General features: G+C 62.3%; 25 protein-coding genes and 1 pseudogene. 9 read left to right on the top strand and 17 right to left on the bottom strand.

All coding sequences use genetic code 11. The annotated features are described in order from the left end of the window. From U1A24_RS17630 to ruvC, 9 genes and pseudogenes are all read right to left on the bottom strand, one after another. Positions 1-676: pseudogene (locus U1A24_RS17630) on the bottom strand (cell envelope biogenesis protein TolA); the annotation flags it as partial. 7 nt (positions 677-683) lie between these two features. Beyond that, positions 684-1,148, bottom strand: coding sequence for a protein TolR (gene tolR, locus U1A24_RS17625; protein WP_322323292.1), 465 nt, complete (start codon positions 1,146-1,148; stop codon positions 684-686). Between the two features lies 1 nt (position 1,149). Next, positions 1,150-1,845 carry a protein TolQ gene (gene tolQ, locus U1A24_RS17620; protein ID WP_322323291.1) on the bottom strand — a complete coding sequence of 232 codons (696 nt, stop codon included), beginning with the start codon at positions 1,843-1,845 and terminating at the stop codon, positions 1,150-1,152. 154 nt (positions 1,846-1,999) lie between these two features. After that, the gene (ybgC, locus tag U1A24_RS17615) at positions 2,000-2,398 is read right to left on the bottom strand and encodes a tol-pal system-associated acyl-CoA thioesterase (protein WP_322323290.1); all 399 of its coding nucleotides are present in this window, start codon (positions 2,396-2,398) and stop codon (positions 2,000-2,002) included. After that, positions 2,385-3,065 carry a DUF2161 family putative PD-(D/E)XK-type phosphodiesterase gene (locus U1A24_RS17610; RefSeq protein WP_322323289.1) on the bottom strand — a complete coding sequence of 227 codons (681 nt, stop codon included), beginning with the start codon at positions 3,063-3,065 and terminating at the stop codon, positions 2,385-2,387. Before U1A24_RS17610 ends, ybgC begins: the two co-directional genes overlap by 14 nt. After that, the gene (locus U1A24_RS17605; protein WP_322323288.1) at positions 3,062-3,673 is read right to left on the bottom strand and encodes a hypothetical protein; all 612 of its coding nucleotides are present in this window, start codon (positions 3,671-3,673) and stop codon (positions 3,062-3,064) included. The genes U1A24_RS17610 and U1A24_RS17605 overlap by 4 nt, the downstream gene beginning before the upstream one ends. Positions 3,674-3,953: 280 nt before the next feature. Continuing rightward, positions 3,954-4,982, bottom strand: coding sequence for a Holliday junction branch migration DNA helicase RuvB (ruvB, locus tag U1A24_RS17600; RefSeq protein ID WP_322323295.1), 1,029 nt, complete (start codon positions 4,980-4,982; stop codon positions 3,954-3,956). Beyond that, the gene (ruvA, locus tag U1A24_RS17595) at positions 4,979-5,659 is read right to left on the bottom strand and encodes a Holliday junction branch migration protein RuvA (RefSeq protein WP_322323287.1); all 681 of its coding nucleotides are present in this window, start codon (positions 5,657-5,659) and stop codon (positions 4,979-4,981) included. The genes ruvB and ruvA overlap by 4 nt, the downstream gene beginning before the upstream one ends. Next, positions 5,656-6,174, bottom strand: a complete 519-nt coding sequence (ruvC, locus tag U1A24_RS17590) for a crossover junction endodeoxyribonuclease RuvC (RefSeq protein ID WP_322323286.1) — start codon at positions 6,172-6,174, stop codon at positions 5,656-5,658. Before ruvC ends, ruvA begins: the two co-directional genes overlap by 4 nt. Positions 6,175-6,515: 341 nt before the next feature. Here ruvC and U1A24_RS17585 point away from each other — a divergent pair, with 341 nt between their 5' ends. Further along, the gene (locus tag U1A24_RS17585) at positions 6,516-6,719 is read left to right on the top strand and encodes a DUF1127 domain-containing protein (RefSeq protein WP_322323285.1); all 204 of its coding nucleotides are present in this window, start codon (positions 6,516-6,518) and stop codon (positions 6,717-6,719) included. Between the two features lie 186 nt (positions 6,720-6,905). Here U1A24_RS17585 and U1A24_RS17580 read toward each other — a convergent pair whose 3' ends face one another. Together U1A24_RS17580 and U1A24_RS17575 are read right to left on the bottom strand one after the other, a co-directional pair. After that, positions 6,906-7,256, bottom strand: a complete 351-nt coding sequence (locus tag U1A24_RS17580; RefSeq protein WP_322323284.1) for a hypothetical protein — start codon at positions 7,254-7,256, stop codon at positions 6,906-6,908. Positions 7,257-7,375: 119 nt separating this feature from the next. Continuing rightward, on the bottom strand, positions 7,376-8,248 hold the full coding sequence (locus tag U1A24_RS17575) for a 50S ribosomal protein L11 methyltransferase (protein WP_322323283.1): 873 nt from the start codon (positions 8,246-8,248) through the stop codon (positions 7,376-7,378). A gap of 170 nt (positions 8,249-8,418) precedes the next feature. On the opposite strand from U1A24_RS17575, the gene U1A24_RS17570 reads away from it, so the two are divergent. Further along, entirely contained in the window at positions 8,419-8,718 is a 300-nt protein-coding gene (locus U1A24_RS17570; RefSeq protein ID WP_322323282.1) for a DUF6958 family protein, read from the top strand. A gap of 9 nt (positions 8,719-8,727) precedes the next feature. On the opposite strand, the gene U1A24_RS17565 is transcribed toward U1A24_RS17570, so the two are convergent. Next, the gene (locus U1A24_RS17565) at positions 8,728-10,920 is read right to left on the bottom strand and encodes a primosomal protein N' (protein WP_322323281.1); all 2,193 of its coding nucleotides are present in this window, start codon (positions 10,918-10,920) and stop codon (positions 8,728-8,730) included. Positions 10,921-10,995: 75 nt separating this feature from the next. On the opposite strand from U1A24_RS17565, the gene fsa reads away from it, so the two are divergent. The 4 genes from fsa to U1A24_RS17545 all read left to right on the top strand — a co-directional run bounded on the left by fsa (position 10,996) and on the right by U1A24_RS17545 (position 14,135). Continuing rightward, positions 10,996-11,649: a fructose-6-phosphate aldolase gene (fsa, locus tag U1A24_RS17560; RefSeq protein ID WP_322323280.1), complete on the top strand. Its 654-nt coding sequence runs from the start codon at positions 10,996-10,998 to the stop codon at positions 11,647-11,649. 122 nt (positions 11,650-11,771) lie between these two features. After that, the gene (locus U1A24_RS17555) at positions 11,772-12,464 is read left to right on the top strand and encodes a DUF484 family protein (RefSeq protein ID WP_054005775.1); all 693 of its coding nucleotides are present in this window, start codon (positions 11,772-11,774) and stop codon (positions 12,462-12,464) included. Next, on the top strand, positions 12,461-13,387 hold the full coding sequence (locus tag U1A24_RS17550; RefSeq protein WP_322323279.1) for a tyrosine recombinase XerC: 927 nt from the start codon (positions 12,461-12,463) through the stop codon (positions 13,385-13,387). Before U1A24_RS17555 ends, U1A24_RS17550 begins: the two co-directional genes overlap by 4 nt. A 49-nt stretch (positions 13,388-13,436) precedes the next feature. Further along, positions 13,437-14,135 (top strand): CDP-alcohol phosphatidyltransferase family protein, encoded by a 699-nt coding sequence (locus U1A24_RS17545; RefSeq protein ID WP_322323278.1) that lies wholly within the window; start codon positions 13,437-13,439, stop codon positions 14,133-14,135. 118 nt (positions 14,136-14,253) lie between these two features. On the opposite strand, the gene U1A24_RS17540 is transcribed toward U1A24_RS17545, so the two are convergent. The 3 genes from U1A24_RS17540 to U1A24_RS17530 form a co-directional block, all read right to left on the bottom strand. Beyond that, the gene (locus U1A24_RS17540; protein ID WP_322323277.1) at positions 14,254-15,114 is read right to left on the bottom strand and encodes an EamA family transporter; all 861 of its coding nucleotides are present in this window, start codon (positions 15,112-15,114) and stop codon (positions 14,254-14,256) included. A gap of 124 nt (positions 15,115-15,238) precedes the next feature. Next, positions 15,239-15,673: a methylated-DNA--[protein]-cysteine S-methyltransferase gene (locus U1A24_RS17535; protein ID WP_416173502.1), complete on the bottom strand. Its 435-nt coding sequence runs from the start codon at positions 15,671-15,673 to the stop codon at positions 15,239-15,241. Positions 15,674-15,684: 11 nt separating this feature from the next. Beyond that, on the bottom strand, positions 15,685-16,557 hold the full coding sequence (locus U1A24_RS17530; protein ID WP_322323276.1) for a LysR family transcriptional regulator: 873 nt from the start codon (positions 16,555-16,557) through the stop codon (positions 15,685-15,687). A 146-nt stretch (positions 16,558-16,703) separates the two neighbouring features. Here U1A24_RS17530 and U1A24_RS17525 point away from each other — a divergent pair, with 146 nt between their 5' ends. Then, entirely contained in the window at positions 16,704-16,895 is a 192-nt protein-coding gene (locus U1A24_RS17525) for a DUF1127 domain-containing protein (protein WP_322323275.1), read from the top strand. A gap of 92 nt (positions 16,896-16,987) precedes the next feature. On the opposite strand, the gene ileS is transcribed toward U1A24_RS17525, so the two are convergent. Next, on the bottom strand, positions 16,988-19,885 hold the full coding sequence (ileS, locus tag U1A24_RS17520) for an isoleucine--tRNA ligase (RefSeq protein ID WP_322323274.1): 2,898 nt from the start codon (positions 19,883-19,885) through the stop codon (positions 16,988-16,990). 251 nt (positions 19,886-20,136) lie between these two features. Here ileS and U1A24_RS17515 point away from each other — a divergent pair, with 251 nt between their 5' ends. After that, positions 20,137-20,541: a group III truncated hemoglobin gene (locus tag U1A24_RS17515; RefSeq protein WP_322323273.1), complete on the top strand. Its 405-nt coding sequence runs from the start codon at positions 20,137-20,139 to the stop codon at positions 20,539-20,541. On the opposite strand, the gene U1A24_RS17510 is transcribed toward U1A24_RS17515, so the two are convergent. Further along, a complete protein-coding gene (locus U1A24_RS17510; protein WP_322323272.1) occupies positions 20,518-23,313 on the bottom strand; it encodes a DUF2339 domain-containing protein in 2,796 nt (931 codons plus the stop codon). The two genes, U1A24_RS17515 and U1A24_RS17510, sit on opposite strands and share 24 nt — an antisense overlap. A gap of 116 nt (positions 23,314-23,429) precedes the next feature. Between U1A24_RS17510 and U1A24_RS17505 the strand changes: the two genes are divergently transcribed. After that, positions 23,430-24,641 (top strand): NAD(P)/FAD-dependent oxidoreductase, encoded by a 1,212-nt coding sequence (locus U1A24_RS17505; protein ID WP_322323271.1) that lies wholly within the window; start codon positions 23,430-23,432, stop codon positions 24,639-24,641. The last annotated feature ends 5 nt before the right edge of the window (positions 24,642-24,646 follow it).

Genomic DNA, 24,646 nt, shown 5'->3' with positions numbered 1-24,646 from the left:
GCGTCTCGACCGCAGCCTTATCGGGCCGCGACTGCGGGCGACGGCTGGAGGTCGGGGCCAGATCCGGCGCGTCGGTCTCGACCGCATCGGGGGCGGTCATCGTGGCCGAGTCTTGTGGCGATGCGGCGGGGGTATCTTCCTCGACCGGCGGCTGATCGGTCGGCTGATCCGTCACTTCCGGCGAAGGCGTATCCGCCTCAACCGGCGTGTCCACCACAGCCTCCACCGGCGTATCGGTGATCCGAGTCGCAGGCCGGGGTTTCGGCTTGACGTTGCTGGTCGGCACCGGGATCGGCTGTTCTTCTTCGGCAATCGGGGCCACCACAGGCGGCGCTTCGTTCGGCTGCGGATCTTCAGCCACCGGAATGTCGGCCGAGGGCACAGCAGGCTCCACCGGGGTCGGTTCCGCTGCCGCAACTTCAGGCTCTACCGGCGCAGGCGCTTCAACCTGCGGCTTGGGCCGCGCGGCGGGCTTCACCTCGGGCACTTCTGCCGGAGGCTTCTCCGACTTCGCCGCCGCATCCTGCAACGCTTGCAGATCCGATTCCGACACCATTGAAACCTGCACAGAATCCGGCGGCGGCACTTCGCGCGGTGCAAACAGCCAGTCCCCCAGGACAACCCAGGTGATCACGACCGCATGGCCGATACCCGAAAGGATTTGGCTCTTGTCCATCGCAGTCCTAGTTGCCGTCCATCTTCGGCCCGCCCGCATCGGTCACCAGACCAATGTTGCTGAACCCTGCCGCCGACAGCGCCCCCATCACTTCTGCGACACGGGTGTATGTCAGCGCTCCATCAGCCTTCACAAAGATTTTGTCAGAAGTGCGCTGGGAAGCGACAGCGGTCAGCTTTGGAATGAGTTCCGCGTCCGAAACTTCCGAAGTCTGAATCATCAACACTCCATCAGCAGTGATCGACACAACCAACGGTTCCTCTTGTTCGGTGGGCAGCGATGCTGCCGCCGTCTTCGGCATTTCCAGCGGAATCCCGACCTGAAGCATCGGGGCTGTCACCATGAAGATGATCAGCAGCACCAGCATCACGTCGACAAACGGCGTGATGTTGATATCCGCCATCGCCGCCGACGAACCCCGCCGCCGCCTGCGCCCACCGCCACCGGATTTCTTCACCACACCCGCGGCCATATCAGGCGTCCAACTGACGCGAGAGGATGGTGGCGAACTCATCAGCAAAGGCTTCATAGCCCGAGGTGATATGCTCACTATCCGCGTTGAGTTTGTTGTAGAAAATAACCGCCGGAATAGCCGCGACCAAACCGATCCCGGTCGCCATCAGCGCCTCGGCAATACCGGGTGCCACCGTCGCAAGGTCGGTGTTTTTTGAGGCCGCAATCTCGGTAAACGCGTGCATGATGCCGTAAACCGTGCCGAACAGCCCGATGAACGGCGCCGTCGCCCCGACCGTGGCAAGGAAGGACAGGCCCTTGTTCAGCACCTCGGACTCGCGCGCAATCGCCACATCCATCGCCCGGTCAATCCGCGCCTGCGCACCGGCGATCAACCCGCCATCCTGCCGATGTGATCTGCGCCACTCCAGCATCCCCGCCGCGAAAATCTTCTCTGACGGACCCTGCGGATCGCCGCCGATCTTCTCGAACAGCCCGTCGAGCGGTTCTCCCGACCAGAACTCGCGGTCAAAGATCGTCGCCTCGCCGCGCGATTTGCGGAACAGGATGTGCTTTTGAATGATGATCGACCACGACCAAAACGACATGATAATCAAGCACAACATCACGAGTTTCACCGTGAGGGTTGCGCGGAAAAATAGGGCGAGCATAGAGAAGTCAATCTCTTGCGCCATGCCGACGGCTTCAGTGTTCATTACGCCTGCTCTTGTTATCGGGGCTCTTTGGCCGCCTATTGCCCTATTTCTAACAAGAATTGAACCCGATTGCCAACACAATGGCGCGATCCAAGCAACAAACCGCCCCGAAAGCTGGTTTTCGTGAACAGACGCCTAAATTTGACGCGCGGCTTTAATGCCGCTTTGGCAAGAGCTTAGCGCGGATATCTGCGGGAATCCGCGCGGGCTGCCCGGTATCGGTCAGACACACCAATGTAACCAAAGCCACAAACAGCGGCGCGCCGTCACGCAAAACCTGCTGGCGCAGTTCGATCCGCGCGCCCGTCACCGCCAGACATTCTGTGATCACAGCCAGCGCATCATCAAATTTCGCGGGCCGCAGATAATCCGCCTCGACCCGGCGCACCGCAAACACCAGCCCCTGTGCGGCTTTCAGCGCAACCTGATCCACCCCCAAAGCCCGCACCCATTCAGAACGCCCGCGCTCGATGAATTTCAGGTAATTGGCGTAATAGACGATGCCCGCAAGGTCAGTATCCTCATAATACACGCGCAGATCAAACTGATGCACTGTCGCCTCCCAACCGCGCAATCTCGGCAGCCTCCACCACAATCGCCGCGCGGCCCTGCGGCGTCAAAGCGTAAATCCCGACCGAGACCCGCTCAAACCAGCCATAGTGATCCGCCCGCATCAATCCAGCCGCCCGCACAACACCCGCAGCTTTCGCGACCTCTGACGCCTTCATCGGCCCTGCCGCCAGCACGACCAGACAGCGCAACGCGTCCTGTCGATACGCCGTCACCCGCTTGATACCTGTGGTGCCCCCGGTGTTCGGATCGCCCACCCGACGCTCGAATTCCCGCAACAACCGCCCTGCCCGCACGGCATTCTTGCGCGGGCTATAGGGGCCGGGATCCAGATGCGCCTCGACCTGCCCCGGCCTGACCGCCAGCAAGCCCAGCCCCAGCCGCCGACACAAGGCGACAATATCCTTGTAGCGCAGCTTCCAGCCCTTTTCCGTCACCGGAACCGCCAGATAAACATCGTCAAACAGCGCCTGTCGCGCGATGCCCTGCATCACCAGACCAAGGCTGAAAGATTTTTTCATCTCCACCACGACCGGAGGCTCGTCGCCCCGTCGCGCCAGAATATCGCAAGCGCCGATTTCGGCCTTCACCACATAGCCTTGGCCTTCCAGATAGGCTTTCAGATCGGGGTAAAGATCGGCCTCTTTCACAGCCGCGCCACCAGCCGCAACGCATGGGCCGCGTCGCGCGCCACCACCGGCATCTGCGGGGCATAGACCGCACGGATGATCCTGGCCACATCCGGGCGCAAAATCACCCGGCCCTCGATCAGTGCCAAGGGCGAGATCTCGGCAAACGCCTTGTCCGACCAGAGGCAAATCACCTGCGCCGCTTGTGCCAGCGCCAGATCCTCCGCCGCAATCGCCTGTAAATGTGCGTCCATCCGCAAAAACACAAACGCCGCCTTGATCGCGCCGTCGGGGTCAAAGCGGAAGAACCGGTATTGATTGGCCGCCGCCTGTTCCAGCCGCGCGCAAAGCGGGCCCAAATCCGGCACCAAGCGATCAAGGTTCGGAACCTGCGGCAACTCTGCCCAATCGCGGAAGAAAAACACCATCAGGTTGGCGCCAAGTTCCGGGTCATGCTCGGCCATCTTATGATTGGCAAGCACCACCATGGCCTCGATCGCGCCCTTGACCACCCGCAAGGTCGCATCCTCGACGCCAAACACCACCGGCACAATCGGCCGCCCCCAACGCGCGCAAAGATAGCTGCCATCCGAGCGGGTGAAAAACGTCTGAACCTGTTCTGGTGTCATAAAGGTCTCCATCTTACGCCCCCCCGGATAGCGCGGCTGGGTGCCATGCTCAACCATCTGGCGCTGATCTGCCTGACGCCTCAGCGCCTCCGGCGGGGATATTTGCGCACAGAGGATGACCAAAGAGCCTGCTACTGCCCATTTCACATTGGCCTAAATATCCCCGCCGGAGGCTCTGAGGCATCCACGCGCGTCCCGCATCAAATCTTAACAATCCATAAACACGCGGCTTGTAACCCATTGATCTTCTGTAAATCAAACCCCTGTCCACACGTGGACACTAGCCCTCAAACAAATCTGACTGCCCCACCGGGCGCGGCACATCCAACCCCAAATGCCGCCAAGCCCGCGCTGCCAACATCCGCCCCCTCGGCGTCCGCTGCAACAATCCCTGCTGCAGAAGATAAGGCTCGATCACCTCCTCCACCGCATCCCTTGCCTCTGACAAAGCCGCCGCAATCGTCTCAACCCCGACAGGCCCGCCGCCGTAATGTTCCGCCAGCAGCATCAAATACCGCCGATCCGCACCATCCAGCCCAATCTCATCCACCCCCAGCCGGGTCAGCGCCCGATCCGCAATCGCCCGCGTCAGCCGCCCGTCCCCCTCCACGGTCACGAAATCCACCACGCGGCGCAGCAACCGCCCCGCGATCCGCGGCGTCCCCCGCGCCCGTTTGGCAATCTCTCGGGTGCCTTCCGGGTCAGACGGAATCCCCAACAACCGCGCGCCACGGGTGACGATCAGATCCAGCTCATCCTCGGTATAAAACTGCAACCGCGTCGGAATCCCGAACCGATCCCGCAAGGGCGTCGTCAGCAGCCCCAGCCGGGTGGTCGCCCCCACCAACGTAAAGGGTTGCAGATCAATCCGCACCGTCCGCGCCGCAGGGCCCTCGCCGATCACCAAATCCAGCGCGAAATCCTCCATCGCCGGATACAAAACCTCTTCCACCACAGGCGACAGCCGGTGAATCTCGTCGATAAACAGCACATCGCGCGGTTCCAGATTGGTCAGGATCGCCGCCAGATCGCCGGGTTTCGCCAACACCGGACCAGAGGTCATCCGAAACCCCACCCCCAACTCGCGCGCCATGATCTGCGCGAGGGTGGTTTTGCCCAGACCGGGGGGGCCGTGGAACAGCGTGTGATCCATCGACTCGCCGCGGATTTTCGCGGATTCGATGAACACCCGCAGATTGGCGCGGGCCTCTTGTTGGCCGACAAAATCTTCCAGCACTTGCGGGCGCAGGGCGCGGTCGAGGTCTTCGGGCAGCGCTTCGGCGCGTAAATTGGGATCAGATTGCATCAGCGCGCCTTCGGAGCCAGCAGTTTCAAAGCCGCCCGGATCAGCGTGGCGGTGTCAGCCTCGGGCTGATCCACCGCGACAGTCGAGATCGCCTGTGCCGCCTCGCCATGCGCGTAGCCGAGGTTGACCAGCGCCGACAACGCATCCGCCGTGAACCCGGCGCGGTTTTGCGCAGCCGAGGGCGCGGCGACCTTGCGCGGGGTCATCGGCACCATGGATTCCAGAACACTATCATCGGCTTCGGCGGCAACGGCCAGATTTGCCCCCATCGCCATGATCGACGGTGCTTTCGATTTCAGTTCCAGAATAACCCGCTGCGCCAATTTCGGCCCCACACCCGGAGCCGCCTGAATTGCCCTTTGGTCGCCCAAAGTCAGCGCACGGGCAACGCCCTCGGCGCCCAAAGTCCCCATGATCGCCATCGCGGCCTTCGCGCCGACCCCCTGCACCGTGGTCAGTAGCTTGTGCCATTCCTTATCCAGAAGTGTCGCAAAGCCAAACAGTTGCAGCAGATCCTCGCGCACCAGCAGGTCGGTGTACAAAGACACCGCTTCCCCCACCGACGGCATCGCGGCCAAGGTGCGGTCGTTGACATGCACAATATAGCCAACCCCGCGCACGTCGATCAGCACCTGATCCGACCCGCGCCAATCCAGCCGACCCGAAAGCTTTCCGATCATCCAACCGCCCTTTTCATCGCCGCCTGCAAACGGCCCGCGCTTTGCAGATGATGCGCATGGCAGATCGCGATGGCCAGCGCATCCGCCGCATCGGGGCCAGCAATTTTCACGCCGGGCAGTTGCACCCGCACCATATGATCAACCTGTCCCTTATCGGCATGACCCACGCCCACCACGGTTTTTTTCACCGCATTCGGGGCATATTCGCCCACCGTCAGGCCAAACTGCGCTGGCACCAGCAGGGCGATGCCGCGCGCTTGGCCCAGCTTCAGCGTCGCCACCGCGTCTTTGTTCACAAACGTATGCTCCACCGCCGCCGCATCCGGCGCGTATTGGCGCAAAACCTCGGTCAGTTGGGTGTGCAGCGACACCAAGCGCAGCGCCAGATCACCAATTTCCTCACCGGGGGCGGAATGGCAGATGCCATTGGCGACATGGCTCAGCTTGGAGCCCACAACGTCAATCACCCCCCAGCCGAGGTTGCGCAAACCGGGGTCGATTCCCAAAACCCGCATCCCCGCCCCTTTTTCTTCTGTTCTTGCGCAGATTTTCTGCTTTCGCCAGAATTAGCACGAAAAGAGAACATCCGCCAAGGGGCAATTAAATCCTGCCGCAGATGCAACCCAAGATTATGCAGGCGCAGCAAAACGACATCCGGCGCATGAAAAGCGACCAAAACTATCGTTGTTTTCATATCGCCTATAAATTAACGGAAATCGCGCACCGCACGGCTATGCAATGGGCGCAATGCAGACATGCTAGCGCCCCCATTGCTTCGCAAATGCAGCATAGCTAGATAGGCCTCACCGGAAGCAAGGTGCAGGCCGGAGATATAAGTTTGTAAAGGATAACCGCTATGGCCGCCTATGAGTCGTCCCGCGCGGCGCCGTTTGGCGCCATCTCGATTTTCCGTTCTGTTCAGTTCGTTTCGACGTTCGCGAACAGCTTCGCTGCTTGGAATGATGCACGCATCACGCGTCGCGCTCTGGGCAAACTGTCTGACCGTGAGCTTGATGATATCGGTCTGTGCCGTGGTGATGTGGAATTGATCGGTCGCTAACTGCTTTTGGATTGATCTGACCTCAGATCAGTTCATACGCAGGCGCCTGATCTTATCGGATGTAAAAAGGGTCGGTGCCACGAGGCATCGACCCTTTGCGTTTGTGGCGTTGTACAAATGAAAACGCAGGCAAGGCCGCCGTGGCCCACCTGCTTTGGTGCTGAAAATGCCTCGCTAAAATGCGGGCTATTTGAACGCCTTCAGACCTTCATTGATCTTGCCCGCGACAAACACCGTCGCCGGGTCCGCCTGCATCAGCCAACCACCAAGCCGGTCAAAGCCTTCGCCGACCATCAACGCCTGCACGCGCTGATCATAGGCTTTCGCACCAACCGATTGATAAATCATGCCCTTCAGGCCGATGCCTGCGCAAAGCACCAACAACAGCGGCATCAGCCAAGAGCGGCGCTTGCTGGCGGTTTTCTGGAAATGCGAACGCCCGAGCGTTCCAGCGGCATCAAAGCCATAACCTTTGGCGCGCTTTTGTTCAAAGCGCGCGACATTGCTGTAAAAATCTACCAGATTCGGGTCGGCCATCCGAATAACTCCGTATTCACTGGCCCCCACCTGAGTGTTTTATAGCGTCAGATTATGGCAAAAGTTGGGCAATCCCCGAAAACTGCCCCCGTTTCGCCGTTAATCCTGCGTTAATCGTCTTAGTTCCGCCGCATCACCAAGCACGACCACTCGCCCAGATCTTCGCGGGCCTGCGGCGTAAAGCCATTGGCGACATAGGCGGCGGTGATCGCGTCTGCCTGCACCACCAGCAGCCCTGACAAGATGATCAGGCCGTCTTGCGCCAGATGCTTGGCCATATCGGGGGCGAGCTCAACCAACGGGCCTTTCAGGATATTGGCAAACACCAGATCATAGGGCGCGGCCTCGGCCAGACGCGGATGCGCAAAGCCTGCGGCTTCCATCGTCTCAATCCGGCCCTGCATGTTGTTGATCGCCACGTTGGCTTCGGCGACATCCACCGCGACCTCGTCAATGTCGGACGCGATCACCAGTGCATCGGGCAACACCGCAGCGGCGGCCAGCGCCAGAACGGCGGTGCCGCAGCCGATGTCGGCAACTTTGGCAGGGCGGAAACCTTCACCATACAGCCGATCAAAGGCGCGCAGGCAACCCAAAGTGGTGCCATGATGGCCGGTGCCGAAGGCCACGGTCGCCTCAATCTGCAGCGCGATCTTGTCGGCGGGCACCTTGTCGGCGTCATGGCTGCCGTAAACGAAGAACCGCCCCGCCTCGACCGGCGAAAGTTCGCGGCGCACCTTGGCGACCCAGTCAATCTCGGGCAGTTCCGACAAAGCGAAGGGTTTGGCATCGAAGGCCATCGCCAGCAGTTCCAGCACGGCCTCTGACGGGGCCTCCAGGAAATAGGCGCCAACTTCCCACAGACCCGAGTCGTCCTCGATCTCAAACACGCCAACCCCGGTGGGTTCTGGCTCCATCTTTTCGATGGCCTCGGCCAAAGCATTGGCGGCATCTTCGCCCATCAGGGTGGTCAAAGCGGTATAGGTGGGCATGGGTTCGTCCGTGTTGGGGGCAAGGCATGTGAGGCAGGATGCGGTCAGCCCTAAGCGATGGCACAGCGGCAAGCAAGGTGTTTGGCAGCAGGCTTGCTGCGATGGGCAGGCATATTGACCGACGCAAGCCGTTGCGCGCAGACTGAGGCGATCAAATCAGCGTGGGCAAGATGAGCGACAAGATCGAAGTGCAAAACGTCGGACAGCCGGGCAAGACTTACCGCGTCGATGCTGCCAAATATGCCGAGATGCGCCAAGCGATGCTGGCGGTGCTGCCCGATCAGCCGCCGGGGATGAAAGTGGCCGATGTGATTGAAAAGGTCGCAGCGCATCTGTCCGAGGCGCAGTTTACCGGCGGGGCCACGGCGGGATGGTGGGTGAAATGCGTGCAGCTTGATCTGGAGGCGAAAGCCATCATCGCCCGCACCCCAGCGCCGGTGCGGCTGTGGCGCTGCAAGGCGTCGGGCTAAGGGGCCGCGTCAGTAAAAGCTTTGCGGGTCGATGTCGATGGAAAGCCGCAGGTTGTTCGGCAGCTTGAACTGCGCCACCCATTCGGCAATCGCCGCCTGAAGGGGCGCGGATTTCTCCGCCTTGATCAGCAGGCGCACGCGGTGGCGGCCCCTGACGCGGGCGACGGGGGCCGGGGCTGGCCCATAGACCTGCGCGCCGATTTTGCGCAACGGCCCATCGCGGCGGGCAAGTTCCGCGCCGAAATCGAACACCTGCGCCACATCGGGTGAGGACAGGATAATCCCCGCCATCCGGCCATAAGGTGGCACCCCCGCCATCCGCCGCTCAGTCGCCTCGGCGCGCCAGAACGCTTCTTCATCGCCGCCCAAAATGGCGCGGATCACCGGATGCTCGGGCTGGAAGGTCTGCAGCAGTGCCGTGCCGGGCTTATCCGCCCGACCTGCACGGCCTGCCACCTGACGCATCAGTTGAAAGGTGCGTTCGGCCGCGCGCAAATCTGAGCCTTGCAGGCCAAGGTCGGCATCAATCACCCCCACCAGCGTCAGCAGCGGAAAGTTATGGCCCTTCGCGACAATCTGCGTGCCGATGATGATATCCGCAGCCCCTTCGGCAATCGCCACGATTTGCTCTTTCAGCGCCCGCGCCGATCCGAACAGATCCGACGACAGCACCGCCACGCGGGCATCGGGGAACAAGGCCACCACCTCTTCGGCCAACCGCTCCACCCCCGGACCAACCGGAGCCATCTTGCCCTCAACCTCGCAGGCCGGGCATTCGGTCGGGATCGGTTTGGTCGCACCGCATTGATGGCACACCAGCCGTTTCAGAAACCGATGCTCCACCATCCGCGCATCGCAATCGTCGCAGCCGACCTGATGGCCGCAGGCACGGCACAGGGTAATCGGCGCAAAGCCACGACGGTTCAGGAACAGCAGCGATTGTTCCTTCCGCTCAATCCGCTTGGCAACCTCTGCCGCCAGCTTCGGCGAAATCCATGCGTTTGACGCCAGCTTTTGCGCGCGCATATCAATCGCCTGCATATCCGGCAGTTCCGCCGCGCCAAACCGCGCACCCAGATCCAGACGGCCATACTTGCCCGCCTCAACATTCGCCCAAGTCTCCAGACACGGCGTCGCACTTGCCAACACAATCGGCGCACCGACAATTGCCGCCCGCAGCACCGCCATATCGCGGGCGTTATAGAACACGCCTTCTTCCTGCTTGTAGGAGGTGTCGTGCTCTTCATCGACCACGATCAGCCCCAGATCGCGGAACGGCATGAACAAAGCCGATCTTGCCCCCACGACAAAAGACGCCTCACCCTGCCCCACCATCCGCCACAGCCGACGCCGCTCGGTCATCGTGACACCCGAGTGCCACTCCGCAGGCCGCGCCCCAAACCGCGCCTGCACCCGCGTCAGGAAATCGGCGGTCAGCGAAATCTCGGGCAGCAGCACCAACGCCTGCCGCCCCCTGCGCAGGCATTCCGCCACAGCCTCCAGATACACTTCGGTTTTCCCAGACCCCGTGACGCCCTTCAACAGCGTCCCAGAATAACCACCCTGCGCGACCAGTGCCACCAAGGCATCCCCCGCCGCCACCTGATCCCCCGCCAGCCGCATGTTCGTCACCGGGTTCAGCGGTGGATAGGGCAGATCACGCGGCGCGTCTTGCTCTAACACCACGCCCAGCTTCACCAGCCCTTTGACCACCGAAGGCCCACAAGCGGCCTCCTCTGCCAATTCCCCCAACGTCACAGGCGCAGACCCAAACCGCCGCAACGCCTCGACCACGCGAAAGCGCGCTTCGGTCATCTGGTTCGGGATCACTGGCCCCAACACATAGGTCTTGCGCATCGAGGGCGGATCGCCCAGCCCCGGCGCGCGGGTCGCCAGCCGCAACATCGCGGCCATTGGCGTCAGGGTATATTCAGCCGCCCGCGTCAGAAAACTGCGCAACTCGGCCCGCATCGGGGCGGCATCCAACACGCGATACGCCGCCCTGATCCGCGCCGGATCAAACTTGCCCTCGCCCGGCCCCCAGACCACGCCGATGACCTTGCGCGGCCCCAGCGGCACCTCGACGAAATCACCGTCTCCACAACCGCCCTCGGGTGCTTTATAATCCAGCAGACGGCCCAAAGGCTCGGTGGTCAGCACGCCGACCAAATCCCCCGCCTGATAGACCCGCTCGACCACCATCCACCCTTTTCTTTTTGCGCTCTTTTGGGGTAAACCCCCGCCCAAGCAGTCGCAACCCACCCTGAGGATACGCCGATGAAATTCTTCGTAGATACCGCCGATGTCGCCGCCATTGCAGAGCTGAACGATCTGGGCATGGTGGATGGTGTGACCACCAACCCGTCGCTGATCCTGAAATCGGGGCGCGATATTCTGGAAGTAACCAAGGAAATCTGTGGCATCGTTTCCGGCCCGGTTTCCGCCGAAGTGGTGGCACTCGATGCCGAGACCATGATCTCGGAAGGCCGCAAACTGGCCGCGATCGCCCCGAACATCACCGTTAAAGTGCCGCTGACCTGGGACGGTCTGAAAGCCTGCAAGGTGTTGTCCGACGAGGGCAAAATGGTCAACGTCACCTTGTGCTTCAGCGTCAACCAAGCCCTGATCGCCGCCAAAGCCGGGGCGACCTTCATCTCGCCCTTCGTCGGCCGTCTCGATGACATCAACATGGACGGGATGGAGCTGATCGCCGACATCCGCCAAGTTTACGACAACTACGGCTTTGACACCCAGATCCTTGCGGCCTCGATCCGCACGGTGAACCATGTCACCCAATGCGCGCTGATCGGCGCAGACGTGATCACAGCACCACCGTCGGTGATCAAAGCGCTTGCCAGCCACCCGCTGACCGAAAGCGGCCTTGCGCAGTTCAGCAAAGACTGGGCGAAAACCGGGCAGAAGATTCTGTAAGGCGATTTGCGTTTTCTTTGTCAAACGAAGATCAGAATTCGCCCAGTCTTGGGGTGAATTCTGATTCAAGATAAACGCAAACCGCTCTAATCTGGTAGTGTGGTTGAAAAGGTAGGCCAAGTATGATCGACCAAGAGCTGCGCGACAAAATTCTGGCAGAACCCGAGGTTCTGCTGGAAGACCGCGATGTGATGAACGCCCTGATTGGCGCGAATGAGCGGTTGATGGGCAGCAATATCGTCGATCTGCGCGGCATCGCGATGGAGCGTCTTGAGGGGCGGTTGGACCGGCTGGAAGACACCCACCGCACCGTGATCGCTGCGGCCTACGAAAATCTCGCGGGCACCAATCAGGTGCACCGCGCGATTTTGCAGATGATGGACCCCTTGAGTTTTGAGGAATTCTTGAAAACCCTCGCCTCCGATGTGGCGGGCACGTTGCGCGTCGATTGCGTGCGCTTGGTGCTGGAATCGGTGCAGGATGCCGAAGACCCGGCCCTGCGCAAACTGGGCGATGTGCTTTATGTCGCCGAGCCGGGCTTTGTCGGCGAATATATCTCGGGCGGCCGCAATGTGCCGCTGCGGCCCGTTGTGCTGCGGCAGGTCTTGCCGCAATCCGACGCGCTTTATGGTGAACGCGCAGGCTGGGTGCGGTCCGAAGCCTTGATGAAACTCGATTTCGGCAAGGGACGTTTGCCGGGGATGCTGGTGTTGGGCGCAGAAGACCCGCATCAGTTCAAACCCACCCACGGCACCGACCTGCTCGCGTTTTTCGCGGGCGTGTTTGAGCGGACAATGCGCCGCTGGCTGTCGTGAACAGCCTCGCCATCCCGCCCGCGCAGCGTGACGCGCTGGCACGCTGGCTGGATCATCTGCGGGCGCTCGACGCCGCCGCCACCAATACACTCACCGCCTATGCCCATGATGTGACTGGCTTTCTGGCCTTTCTGGCAGGCCATCATGGCGAGGCGGAAGGCCTTGGTGCCGTGGCCAAAATAGATCAATCCGACCTGCGGGCCTGGATGGCGCACGAGCGCGGGCGGGGTGTGGCGGCGCGCAGTCTGGCGCGCGAGCTCTCTGCCGTGAAAAATTTCGTGGCATGGGTTGCCGACCGTGAGAATGTCGATGCCAGTGCCGTGCTGTCCGCCCGTGGCCCCAAATTCCGCCGCAAACTGCCGCGGCCGCTGAGCGTCGATGGCGCACGCGACATCATTGCCCAAGTCGGCGAGCAAGCCCGCGAAGACTGGATCGCCGCCCGCGATATCGCCGTGGTGACGCTGCTCTACGGCTGCGGCTTGCGGATCTCCGAGGCCTTGGGCCTGACCGGGGCCGCACACCCGATGCCCGAAACCCTGCGCATCCTTGGCAAAGGCGGCAAAGAGCGCCTTGTGCCCACCCTGCCCGCCACCCGCGCCGCCATCGCCGAATACGCCCGCCTCTGCCCCTATGACCTGACCCGAACCGAACCGCTGTTTCGCGGTGCGCGCGGTGGTGCGCTGAACCCGCGTCTGATCGCCTTGGTGATGGAAAAAGCCCGCATGCAGCTGGGCCTGCCCGCCACCGCTACCCCCCACGCCATGCGCCACAGCTTTGCCACCCATCTGCTTTCGGCAGGCGGAGATTTGCGCGCCATTCAGGAATTGCTTGGCCATGCTTCCCTGTCGACGACGCAGGCTTATACTGCCGTCGATGCCGCCCGCCTGATGGAAGTTTACGAAAAAGCGCATCCGCGCGCCTGACCCTCGCCCCAAGACTTGCCCCGAATCCCGATTTGAGCGATCACAAAGCATGGATATTCGTCTAAAAGCCCTTTCCGTCCACCTGCTAACCGCCACCGGCGCGGTGCTTTCGATGTTCGCGATGCTCGCGGCGGTTGAGGGCAACTGGCGGGTGATGTTCCTCTGGCTGGTGTTCGCACTGATTGTTGACGGCATCGACGGCCCACTGGCGCGGCGCTTCGATACGCCAAAGAACTTTCCGATCTATGATGGCGTGTTGATGGATCTGATCGTCGATTATCTGACCTATGTGTTCATCCCGGCCTATGCCCTGTTCAAATCCGGCATGCTGGATGGCTGGACCGGATGGCTGGCGATCATCGCGATCTGCTACGGCTCGGTGATCTACTTCTCTGATACCCGCATGAAAACCAAGGACAAAAGCTTCTCGGGCTTCCCCGCGTGCTGGAACATGGTGGTGTTGGTGTTGTTCGCGGTCGCCCCGTCGCAATGGGTGATCCTGATCGCGGTGATCTTGCTGACCTCGGCGATGTTCCTGAACCTGAAATTCGTCCACCCCACCCGCACGCAACGCTGGCGCTGGCTGACGCTGCCGATGTCGCTGGCTTGGGTGATCTTCGCGGGATGGGCGGCCTGGATGAACTTCGCCGAAGGATCATTGGCGCATTGGGGTCTGGTGATCACCTCGCTGTACCTGTGTCTGGCGGGGATCGTGCAGCAGATCGTGCCGGATCGGACGACGCGTTAAGTCTGGGCATTAAATCTGGTGCGGCACTTGCGGCATGCCAAGCCGGGGGTTTCACACCCCCGGACCCCCGTGGGATATTTGCGCGCAGAGGATGACAATTTAAGGCAAATTGTAGGAATCAGAGCCTTGTGAGGATCACCCCACCCACGATCACCGCCGAAGCAATCGCCTTGCCCTTGGTCATCCGCTCGCCAAACACCAGCCAGCCGATCAGCACCGCGAACAGGATCGAGGTTTCGCGCACCGCCGCCACCACCGCAATCGGTGCTTTCGTCATCGCCCAGACCGAGACACCATAAGCCCCGTAAGACGCCGCCGCCGCGATCATGCCGACGCCCCAGGCCTTACGGTCACGCGGCAGCACGTCGATACCCTTGTAGGCCAGCATCCCCGTCGCAAACATCAGACCATCCGCGACAAAAACCCACGCCACATAGGCAATCGCATCCCCCGCCACCCGCGCGCCGTGACCATCGAGCAGCGTGTAGCTGGCCGTCGCACAGGCCGAGCCAAGCGCAAACGGCAGCATCTTGCGGCTTTCCCCATTTGAGAAAATTCCCTGCGCCATCAGCAAAATCCCGCAGCCGAGCACAAAGATCCCGGCATATTCGTGCAAGCTCAGCGCATCGGCGGGCATGGCACTTGGCCACAACAGCGCCAGCATCGGCCCCAGCACTGCCACGATCAACGGCGCGGAACCGCGTGCAATCGGATAAACTCGGCTTAGATCGCCATGCTCATAGGCATAGGTCAGGAAAGACTTGTAGAAGAAATGCGCGCAGCCCGCCATCAGCACCCATTTCCACACCTCGGGCGCGGGCAACGGGCAGAACGCGGCGACAGCCAGACCGATCGGCACCTCGCCAATCGACAGGATGATCATTGCCCCCATCCGCGAGGTGCCGGTTTTGATCAGCGCGTTCCACAGGGCGTGCAGGAAGGCCGAGCCGAGGACGGCCAGCAGAATGCCAAAGCTCAAGATCAATCCCGCCCGTTTTTGTTACCAAACTGTTACAGGGCAGCGACGGGCGCAGCAAGTACAGCCGATAAGGCCAGATCACGCGATTTGGGTTTATCTTGCCCCAGATGATGCGCAAACCGCCTCAAATCAGCAGGCTGGCCGCGCCCTCCAGCTTCAGCAGGAACACCTTGCTCTCCACGCCGCCCTTGGCCGAAAATCCGCCCAAACCTTTGGCGGCCAGAATCCGGTGGCAGGGGATCAGCACCGGAATCGGATTGGCGCCACAGGCCTGCCCGATGGCTTGCGCAGGGGCACCGATTTCCTTGGCAAGATCGCCATACTGCCGCGTCTCGCCATAGGGGATCGCCGCCATCGCGCGGCGGACCTGTTCGGCGAAACCGCTGCCATAGTCGAGCGGCAGGTCAAACCGGGTCAGGCGGCGATCAAAATACGCCGCCAACTGCGCCAAAGCCTCCGCCAAAAGCGGCGTCTCAGGCGCAGGCCCGGCATGCCAATGCAGCGCGGTAATCACGCCCGCAGTCTCTGTCACACTGATCGGCCCCAGCGGGCTTTGCATCCCGGCTTGCATCATGCCGCCACTACGGTCGCCAAAGGCCGAAACGCCTCACGCAACATCTCGGCCAGCCCTTCAATCGCCGCCGACCCGCCGCGCGGGTTGCGTTTCAGCACAACGCGGGCGCGGTCCACAATAGGAAAGCCATCTACATTGGTCAACTCGCGACAGCCCGGCGGGATCGTGCTGCGCGACAAAGGTGAGATCGCAAGCCCGGTGCGCGCCGCCACCCGCAGACTGGCAGAGGTGTCACATTCAAACGCCGCCCGCCACGGGATGCTCTGCTGATCCAAACTTCGCAGCGCAAAATCCCGGCACCAGTCCGAGCGGAAATACACTCCCACCGGCACCGGCTGTTGCAGATGCTGGGCATGGGCGATCGACGTCACCCAGACCGTCGGGTCCACGCACAAAGCCTCATCCCCGGAAGTATGGCTGCTGTCATAAATCACTGCCAGATCAAGCTGATCGTCGTCCAAAGCCGCTTGCTGCGGGGCGGTGAAATCACAGCGCACCGTCACTTCCACACCGGGATGACGTTCCGAAAACGCGGCCAAAGCGCGGGGCAAAATCGTCTCGGCATATTCATCCGGGATGCCAATCCGCACCGGCCCGGCCAGTGGTTTTTCCCGCAACGCTGTCGCGGCTTCCTCCAACAAACTGGTGACCCGCCGCGCATAGGGCAGCAGTTGCGCCCCCCTTGGCGTCAGCGCCACGCCGCGCGGCAGCCGAGTGAACAACGGTTGCGCAAGGCTTTCCTCCAGCTTGCGGATCTGCATCGACACTGCCGATTGCGTCCGCCCGATGCGGTCCGCCGCCGCCGTCACCGACCCGGTATCCACCACTGCCAGAAAGGCCCGCATCAGGTCGCTATCAAGGGGGATCATTGCGCGCTGCCATCTATGAAACCGATGGCAGGCATAATTTCTATTCGTTTGTCTTATGTCAAGGATTCGGGCAAAACAGGCTTATCCGAAACGAAGCCGCCCGATCAAACCGCACCATTGCCAACCGCACTATGAAGGAGTCCGCCATGATCCGTTCCATCCTCGCCACCCTGCGCCAGCGCCACGCTTTGCGTCAGTCCATCGGCAGCCTTTTGCGCCGCGCCGATGATCATTTGCTTGAGGATATCGGCCTGACGCGTTCTGAAGTGCAGGCCCTGATCGCAGGCAGCGCCGCCGCCTTGCCGAAAACTGGCAATTTCGCGCCGTTTTACGCCTAAGATTTCCCTGACTTTAACGGGCAGAGGCGCGGCCTCTGCCCGTTTTTTTGTATCAAGTTTTCATCACAAAAGACCCCGCCGCAGCGGTTTGCTTAGCCCAAAGCGTCGTTACACCGCTTGCAAGTGCCCGGATGTTTATGGCTGCCGACATCCGGCAAAATCCGCCAGCACCGCTGGCATTTCTCACCCTCCGCCCGTTCAAACACCACACCGATGCCCGGCGTATCCGGCAAACGGAATGCTTCAGCCGGTTCTGGATCAGCGGTCAGTTGCAAGTCCGAGGTGATGCAGAGCTCGGCAAAGTCCAGCGATTTCAACGCAGCCAAGATCGCGGTATCCGCCACATGCACCACCGGTGCCGCCTCTAGGCTCGCCCCGATCACCTTGGCAGTGCGCTGCACTTCCAGCGCGCCGGTGACCACGCGGCGCACCGTGCGGATGCCCTCCCACTTTGCGGCCAAAGTCGGATTCAGCCATTCGCCGGGCGTTTCCGGCATATCGACCAGATGCACCGACGATTGCTCACCGGGGAAGCGGCACAGCCAAACCTCTTCCATGGTGAACACCAGAACCGGGGCCAGCCAAGTTGTCAGGCGGTGGAACACGATGTCCAAAACCGTGCGCGCGGCGCGGCGGCGCAGGCTGTCAGCCGGGTCGCAATACAGGCAATCCTTGCGGATATCGAAGTAGATCGCCGACAGATCGGTGGTGGCAAAGGTGAACAGCTTTTGGAACACGCCTTGGAAGTCGTAGCGCGCATAACCGGCCCGCACTTCGGCGTCCAGTTCCGCCAGACGGTGCAAGACCCATTGCTCCAACTCGGGCATATCGGCATGGGCGACCTTCTCGGCGTCGGTAAAGCCCGCCAAATTCCCCAGCAAAAACCGCATGGTATTGCGCAGGCGGCGATAGCTGTCGGCGACACCTTTCAGGATTTCCTTCCCGATGCGCAGATCGACCGTGTAATCCGACTGCGCCACCCAAAGCCGCAGGATATCCGCACCGTATTCGTCGATCACCGCTTGCGGGGCGACGGTATTGCCGACCGATTTGGACATTTTCATGCCCTTCTCGTCCAGCGTGAAGCCATGCGTCAGCACGCCGCGATAGGGCGCGCGGCCCTTGGTGCCGCAGGCTTGCAACATCGAGCTGTGGAACCAGCCGCGGTGCTGGTCGGTGCCTTCCAAGTAAAGATCGGCAATGCCGTCGCTGCTGCCATCCTCGCGGTCGCGCAGCACGAAAGCATGGGTCGAGCCACTATCAAACCACACGTCCAGCACGTCGAAGACTTGGTTGTATTGCGACGGATCGACGATGCCATCCAGCATCTTTTCCTTGAATCCTTGCACATACCAAACATCCGCGCCCTCAGCCTCGAACGCTTCCTTGATCCGCGCATTCACGTCTTGGTTGCGCAAAAGGAAATCCGCATCGGTCGGTTTCGCGCCGACTTTGGTAAAGCAGGTCAGCGGTACACCCCAAGCCCGCTGACGCGACAGCACCCAATCCGGCCGTGCTTCGATCATCGAATGCAGCCGATTACGGCCCGCAATCGGCGTCCAGGTCACCAACTGGTTGATCGAGTTCAGCGCCCGCTTGCGGATCGTCTCGCCGTAGGTCGACATGCCATCGTCCAGCGGCTTGTCGATGGCAACAAACCACTGCGGCGTGTTGCGGTAGATCACCGGAGCTTTTGATCTCCAAGAATGCGGGTAGGAATGCTTGACCTTACCCTTGGCCAGCAGCGCGCCCTGCGCGTGCAGAGCCTTGATATTGCTGACGTTCGCCGCGCCCTCTTTGCCCTCGGCATTGATGATGAACTGCCCGCCAAACAGCGGCAGGTCTTGGCGGTAAGAGCCATCCGCCTCGACGTTATAGGTCATCGGCAGGCCGAATTTCAGACCCATCTGATAGTCGTCATCGCCGTGGGAAGGCGCAGTATGCACAAACCCGGTGCCCGCGTCATCGGTAACGTGATCACCAGGGAGCAGCGGAACATCGAAGTCCCATTCGCCCGCGCCACCTTCGATGCCGCGATAGGGGTGGGCTAAGTGCACGCCTTGCAACTGATCCGCAGGCACATCGCGCAGGCGGGCAAAGCCCTCAACCCGTGCGGATTTCATAACTCCTTCGGCCAAAGCATCGGCGAGCACCAGAACCTCACCGACCTGCGCCGTGGAGTTTTCGCCCAAAGCATCCACGCGGTAAGCCCCGTAAGCAATCGTCGGATTGAACGCCACCGCGCGGTTTTGCGGGATGGTCCATGGCGTGGTCGTCCAGATCACGACCGAAGCACCATCCAACGCGCCATCCAGCGGCTTAAACCGCACCCAGATCGTATGGCTCGTATGATCGTGATACTCGATCTCCGCCTCGGCCAAAGCGGTTTTCTCCACCGGCGACCACATCACCGGCTTGGAGCCTTGATACAGCGACCCGTTGCTCACGAATTTCATGAACTCATCCGCGATCACCGCTTCGGCGTGGTAATCCATCGTGAGATATGGCTTTTCCCACTTCCCCGTCACGCCTAGCCGCTTGAACTCGGACCGTTGCACGTCGATCCAGCCCTCGGCAAAGCGGCGGCATTCCTGACGGAAATCGACGATATCGACGTCGTCCTTGTTCAACCCCTTGGCGCGGTATTGCTCTTCGATCTTCCATTCGATCGGCAAGCCGTGGCAATCCCAACCCGGCACATAGCGGGCATCCTTGCCCATCATCTGCTGGCTGCGCACCACCATGTCCTTCAGGATCTTGTTCAGCGCATGGCCGATGTGCAGGTGGCCGTTGGCATAGGGCGGGCCGTCATGCAGGGTGAACGGCGTGCGCGCATCCGCCACGGCCTTCTCGCGCAGGCGGTCATAGACGCCGATTTTCTCCCACCGCGCCAGCCAGTCAGGCTCACGCGCAGGCAGACCCGCCCGCATCGGAAATTCGGTTTCGGGCAGGAAAACGGTGGTGGAATAGTCAGTCACTTCAGCGCACATCGCGGCAGTCCTTGGAAGGGGGGCCTTGGTCGCAGGCCATAGGAAGGAGGGTATCGGCGGGGGTGCAACGCACCAGTCTCCCGGCGTCTGAAAGCTCAGAGCGCCGGGCCGATAATTCGAATTATGCGTGCGAATATGCGGTCCATCCGCGCCTTATAGGAAAGGCTGCAGGAAAGGTCAAAGCCCTGCGTCGGTGCGCAGCATTGCAGCGCGCCGCAAAAACCCGCACCTATGGCGGATAGGAGCACGATATGTCCCCCCTCGCCCGTTTCCCGATCTCCCCCGACCAGATCGAAACCGTTGTCGCCGCGTTTTATGCAGCCGTCCGCACGCATCCAACCCTCGGCCCGATTTTCGCGTCTCACATCACCGACTGGCCCGTGCATGAAACGAAAATCGTCCGGTTCTGGCGCAATGCCATTCTGTTGGAGGGCGGGTATGACGGCAATCCGATGGCGGTGCACAAGGCCGCAGGCAATGTCCGCCCCGGCATGTTTGATCCGTGGCTGGCCTTGTTCGACCAAACCCTCACCCGCGAACTGCCGCCCGAAACCGCCAAAGCGTGGTCCTCCCTTGCCCATCGCATTGGCCGCGGCCTGCGCTATGGGCTGGTGGATGCCGCCAAGACCACCTCAGGCGTCCCGCTTTTGCGTTGAAACCTCGCCCGCCCAGCGGTTCAGCCACGCCAATCCCGCCAAGCACAGACCAAGCCCCAAGAAGCTGACCACCCGTGTCAGGCCAGTCAGCCCTGCTGCATCCAGCAGGAACACCTTGGCAATCGTCAGGCCAATCACCGCCATCGCCACCCGCCGCAACGTGCCAGAGCGCCGCGCAATCGCTTGATACAAAAGCCCTGCCCCCAGCAGCATCAGCGCGAGGGTATAGCTGTAAAGCTCGCCCTGCACGACACCGTAAGCGCCCAGCCAATCGCCCTGCCAGAACCGCCGGATTTCCAGCCCGAGATACAACGCCAGCAGCGCCAGCCCCACCACAAGGAACGGCAAACGCAGCCGTCCCAGTCCCGGCAGCTTCCACACCGCCACAAGCAGCATCAGCCCCGGCACGCCGTAAGCCAACAGCAAGGTATCCAACAGCAACGGCCCCAGCACCAATGCACCGGTGGATTCGGCGGAATAGCTGAACAGCGGATTGAACGGCCCCACCGCCAGCGCCAAAGCCCCCGCGGCCAGCAGCCCCGCCACCAACGCAATCGCTTGGCGCAACCGCAGCAGCACCCCGCCCAACCGCGCGCGGTAAATCTGCATCAACATCAGCACCAGCCACGGCAGCGCATTCAGGCTCATTGACCAATAGGTGTCATAATTACCAAACGCGCCTTCCGGCAAAACCCAGCGCGTGATCAACACGTTGGCGAGGATCGCCCCCAACCCCGCCGCCGCCGATTCCAAGACACCCTTCGGCAAGATCCGCCCCTCGGGCAAGATCCGCAATGCCGCCAGCAGCGCCACAATCACGCCGACAAACGCCAGCACCACTTGCCCCAAAGGTGCCTCAAATGCCCAATCGAGCCCCGGATCGGCCAACAAGCGATAGCCCAGAACCGCCACAGCAACCTGAATGAACCAGCCCATTTCCGGCAGTTTGAACCGCCGATCCAACCCCGCCGCGACCAGCGCCAGAGCCGCCAAAGCCAAGGTCAGCGCGGTATGCGTGGTGACCAGAAACAGCGCCAAAGCGATCAGCGACAGCGCCGACAGCGTGGCATAGGCCGGGCGGCGGCGATCCGGCCCGCGCGCGAACAGCACCGCCAGCCCAACCATACCCACTGCCACCGCCATCACATGCAGCGCCCACGGATAGGCCCCGATCACCCGCTCGGGTATCCACAACAGCGCCAAAATCGCTACCGCCACCGGGGCCACCAGCGCCGCCGCCGCCCCGTGCAGCAGCGCGAGCACGCCTTCCTGACGCGATCTCCAAGCAAACGCCGCCGACATCAGCGCCGCCATCCCGACCAACAGCGTGATCGTCATCGGCGCGGCCACCTCGGCTGCCCGATCCGCCGCCCCCAGAAATTCCCAGAACATCGGCATCTGCGCCGATGCGATCTGCACCAGCATCAGCCAGAACCCCACCGCTGGCACAAAACCCAGATCGGCCAGCCCCTCGGCTTTCTCAGCCCACAAAACATAGGCCAGCGCCAACAGCGCAAGCCCGCCCAGTGCCAGCATCGCCTCGGCCCCGGTCGCGCCCGCCAACAGCACCAGCCCCAGTGTCGAGGCCAAAGCCGCCCCCGCCGCCAGCATCACCGGGAACGGCGGCCTGACTTTGCCCAACATCCCTGCCATCAGCATCGATGGCCCGTCTTGCCGAGGCACCAGCCCACGCTCTGGAATAGCCACCGCCAGCAATGCCAGCCCCAGCAACAGCGTCACCCAGCCCGGCACCCCCGCGCCCGCCACCATCGACATCCAGCCGCCCGCATAGCCCAACACCAGCGCCAGCACGGAAAGCCAAGCCCAGCGCCGCAAGGTGTCCACCCCCAGCCCCAAAGCCGCGATCAGCGCAAAATAGCCATACAGCCAAGGTGCCGCCTCTGCGCCGCCCGCCACCACAAACGGCGCCGCAAACGCGCCCAACAGGCCCACCGCGATCAGCAACGGCCCATAGAACCAGCCCAACACCAGCGCCAGCACCGCCGTCGCCACCAGCCCGGCAAACGCCATCTGCGGCCCGATCAGCCCATACATCAGCCGCGCCGACAGCACGGCGGCGAATACCGACACCAGCCCCGCCCCCGCGAAAACCGACGGCAGATAGGCGGTCGAGACATCCTCGCCATCGCCCGAACGCCGCCGCAGCCATTCCCCCGCGCCGATCAGGCACAGCCCAAAGGTGATCCCCGCCAGCACCCGCAGCCCCGGCGGCAACAGCCCGTTTTCAATGCCATATTGCACGAAAAATACCCCGGCCAACGCCAGCGAGGCCGCCGAGATCGCATAAACCCAATTTTCCTTCAGCCAATCCGCCAGCCGTGCAACCACGCTTGGCCCCGCAGGCATCCGCGCCGCCAGAGGCGCTGGTGCTACAGGTGTCGCGGCCACACCGCGCGCCGCCGCCGCCCGCTCCCACGGCGTCATCGGTCTGACGGATTCAACACCCGCAGGCGCATCCGCTTCGGCATCCACAACCGCCGCCTCGGCGTCAAACTCAACGGGCTCCGCTTCATTCAGAACCGGATCAACCGCCGCAGTCTCTGCGATCCCTGCGGCAAACCCGTCCGGCACCGGCGCTTGCGCCACATCCACCGCGCCCACCATCGCCTGCAAGCGCTTGCCCTGCTCGGCCAACTGCCGTTCCAGCACGCCCACCCGGCTGCGCAACCCACTTTGCCCGATCAGCAGCACGATAATCAGCACCGGAATGGCAAGCGCCACCAAGGCCAGCAGAACCAGCAACCCGTCCATCCGCGATCCCTCACACGTTTTCGTTACATTAGCCCCAGCAAGCCGCTCTGCACAGTGGGGAATATCGCACCCGATAAGGCCTTGCCGTCGCAGCAATTACCCGCACAAATAGCCGCATGAGCAGCCAATCCCGCCCGCTAACCATCGGCATCGTCGGCGCAGGCATCGGCGGTCTCGCCGCCGCCGCCCTCTGCGCGCAATCCGGCCATCACGTCACGCTGATCGAGCGTTTTGCCACCCCGCGCGCCTTGGGGTCCGGCCTTGTGCTGCAACCCGTAGGTCTGGCCGTGCTGGACGAAATCGGTGCCGATGCCCGCACCTTGGGCGCAAATATCACCCAAATGCTCGGCCATGCCGGACGACGCAAAGTGCTGGACGTTGCCTACAAACCCGACGCCCCCGGCCTTGCGATCCACCGCGCCAGCCTGTTTTCGCTACTGTGGAGCGCCGCCACCGCCGCAGGCATCACCTTGGAAACCGGGTCGGCCTGCATTGACGCGCCCCTCACCCACAACAAGCGCTTGATCATCCGAGACAATGCCGACCCGCTCGGCCCGTTCGATCTGGTGATCGACGCCTCGGGTGCAGGCTCGAAACTCTCCCCGATGCAGGCCCGCCCGCTGGGCTATGGCGCGGTCTGGGGCACCGTGCCGTGGCCGGACGATACCGATCTGCCGCGCGATCACCTCAGCCAGCGCTACCAAGCCGCCCGCCACATGGCAGGCGTGCTGCCAATCGGCCAACTTCCGGGCAACCCCACACCCCACGCCGCCGTGTTCTGGTCACTGCCCCGCGCGGCGCTAGACGATTGGCCAAACCAAGATCTGAGCCAATGGAAAGCCGAAGTCACCCAACTCTGGCCGCAAATGGCCTCGTTCCTGACCACACTGCACAGCCCTGCCGACCTCACCCCCGCCCGCTACAGCCACGGCACCCTGCGCCGCCCCTATACCGAAGCCCTCGCCTACATCGGTGATTCCGCCCACCGCGCCAGCCCGCAACTTGGCCAAGGCGCCAACATGGCGCTGCTCGACGCCTTCGCCTTGCGCGAAGCGCTAAAACTCCCGCTGCCCGAGGCCCTGCCCCGCTACGCCCAGATGCGTCGATGGCATGTCCGCGCCTATCAAGCCATGTCCGCCGCCTTCACGCCGATGTATCAATCCGGCAGCACCACTCTGCCCCTGTTGCGCGATCACCTGCTGGCCCCGATGGCCACGCTTTGGCCGATCAACCGGATGCTGACGGCACTGGTGTCCGGCACCATGCTGCCGCCTGTCGCCGGGATGCACTGGCCGCAAAGCGCTGGACAGCCCACGCCCAAGCGCTAGGTTAG

This window comes from Cypionkella sp. (assembly GCF_034376685.1).
Taxonomy (GTDB): Bacteria; Pseudomonadota; Alphaproteobacteria; order Rhodobacterales; family Rhodobacteraceae; genus Cypionkella.
The sequence above is the reverse complement of the archived record's forward strand: the minus strand, read 5'-3'. Positions and strand labels throughout refer to the sequence as shown.

Coding starts and splice junctions, on each gene's coding strand:
- tolR (WP_322323292.1), bottom strand. CDS start 1,148: ATGGCCGCGGGTGTGGTGAAGAAATCCGGTGGCGGTGGGCGCAGGCGG.
- tolQ (WP_322323291.1), bottom strand. CDS start 1,845: ATGAACACTGAAGCCGTCGGCATGGCGCAAGAGATTGACTTCTCTATG.
- U1A24_RS17605 (WP_322323288.1), bottom strand. CDS start 3,673: ATGACACCAGAACAGGTTCAGACGTTTTTCACCCGCTCGGATGGCAGC.
- ruvA (WP_322323287.1), bottom strand. CDS start 5,659: ATGATCGGAAAGCTTTCGGGTCGGCTGGATTGGCGCGGGTCGGATCAG.
- ruvC (WP_322323286.1), bottom strand. CDS start 6,174: ATGCGGGTTTTGGGAATCGACCCCGGTTTGCGCAACCTCGGCTGGGGG.
- U1A24_RS17585 (WP_322323285.1), top strand. CDS start 6,516: ATGGCCGCCTATGAGTCGTCCCGCGCGGCGCCGTTTGGCGCCATCTCG.
- U1A24_RS17580 (WP_322323284.1), bottom strand. CDS start 7,256: ATGGCCGACCCGAATCTGGTAGATTTTTACAGCAATGTCGCGCGCTTT.
- U1A24_RS17575 (WP_322323283.1), bottom strand. CDS start 8,248: ATGCCCACCTATACCGCTTTGACCACCCTGATGGGCGAAGATGCCGCC.
- U1A24_RS17570 (WP_322323282.1), top strand. CDS start 8,419: ATGAGCGACAAGATCGAAGTGCAAAACGTCGGACAGCCGGGCAAGACT.
- U1A24_RS17565 (WP_322323281.1), bottom strand. CDS start 10,920: ATGGTGGTCGAGCGGGTCTATCAGGCGGGGGATTTGGTCGGCGTGCTG.
- fsa (WP_322323280.1), top strand. CDS start 10,996: ATGAAATTCTTCGTAGATACCGCCGATGTCGCCGCCATTGCAGAGCTG.
- U1A24_RS17555 (WP_054005775.1), top strand. CDS start 11,772: ATGATCGACCAAGAGCTGCGCGACAAAATTCTGGCAGAACCCGAGGTT.
- U1A24_RS17545 (WP_322323278.1), top strand. CDS start 13,437: ATGGATATTCGTCTAAAAGCCCTTTCCGTCCACCTGCTAACCGCCACC.
- U1A24_RS17535 (WP_416173502.1), bottom strand. CDS start 15,673: ATGCAAAGCCCGCTGGGGCCGATCAGTGTGACAGAGACTGCGGGCGTG.
- U1A24_RS17530 (WP_322323276.1), bottom strand. CDS start 16,557: ATGATCCCCCTTGATAGCGACCTGATGCGGGCCTTTCTGGCAGTGGTG.
- U1A24_RS17525 (WP_322323275.1), top strand. CDS start 16,704: ATGATCCGTTCCATCCTCGCCACCCTGCGCCAGCGCCACGCTTTGCGT.
- ileS (WP_322323274.1), bottom strand. CDS start 19,885: ATGTGCGCTGAAGTGACTGACTATTCCACCACCGTTTTCCTGCCCGAA.
- U1A24_RS17515 (WP_322323273.1), top strand. CDS start 20,137: ATGTCCCCCCTCGCCCGTTTCCCGATCTCCCCCGACCAGATCGAAACC.
- U1A24_RS17510 (WP_322323272.1), bottom strand. CDS start 23,313: ATGGACGGGTTGCTGGTTCTGCTGGCCTTGGTGGCGCTTGCCATTCCG.
- U1A24_RS17505 (WP_322323271.1), top strand. CDS start 23,430: ATGAGCAGCCAATCCCGCCCGCTAACCATCGGCATCGTCGGCGCAGGC.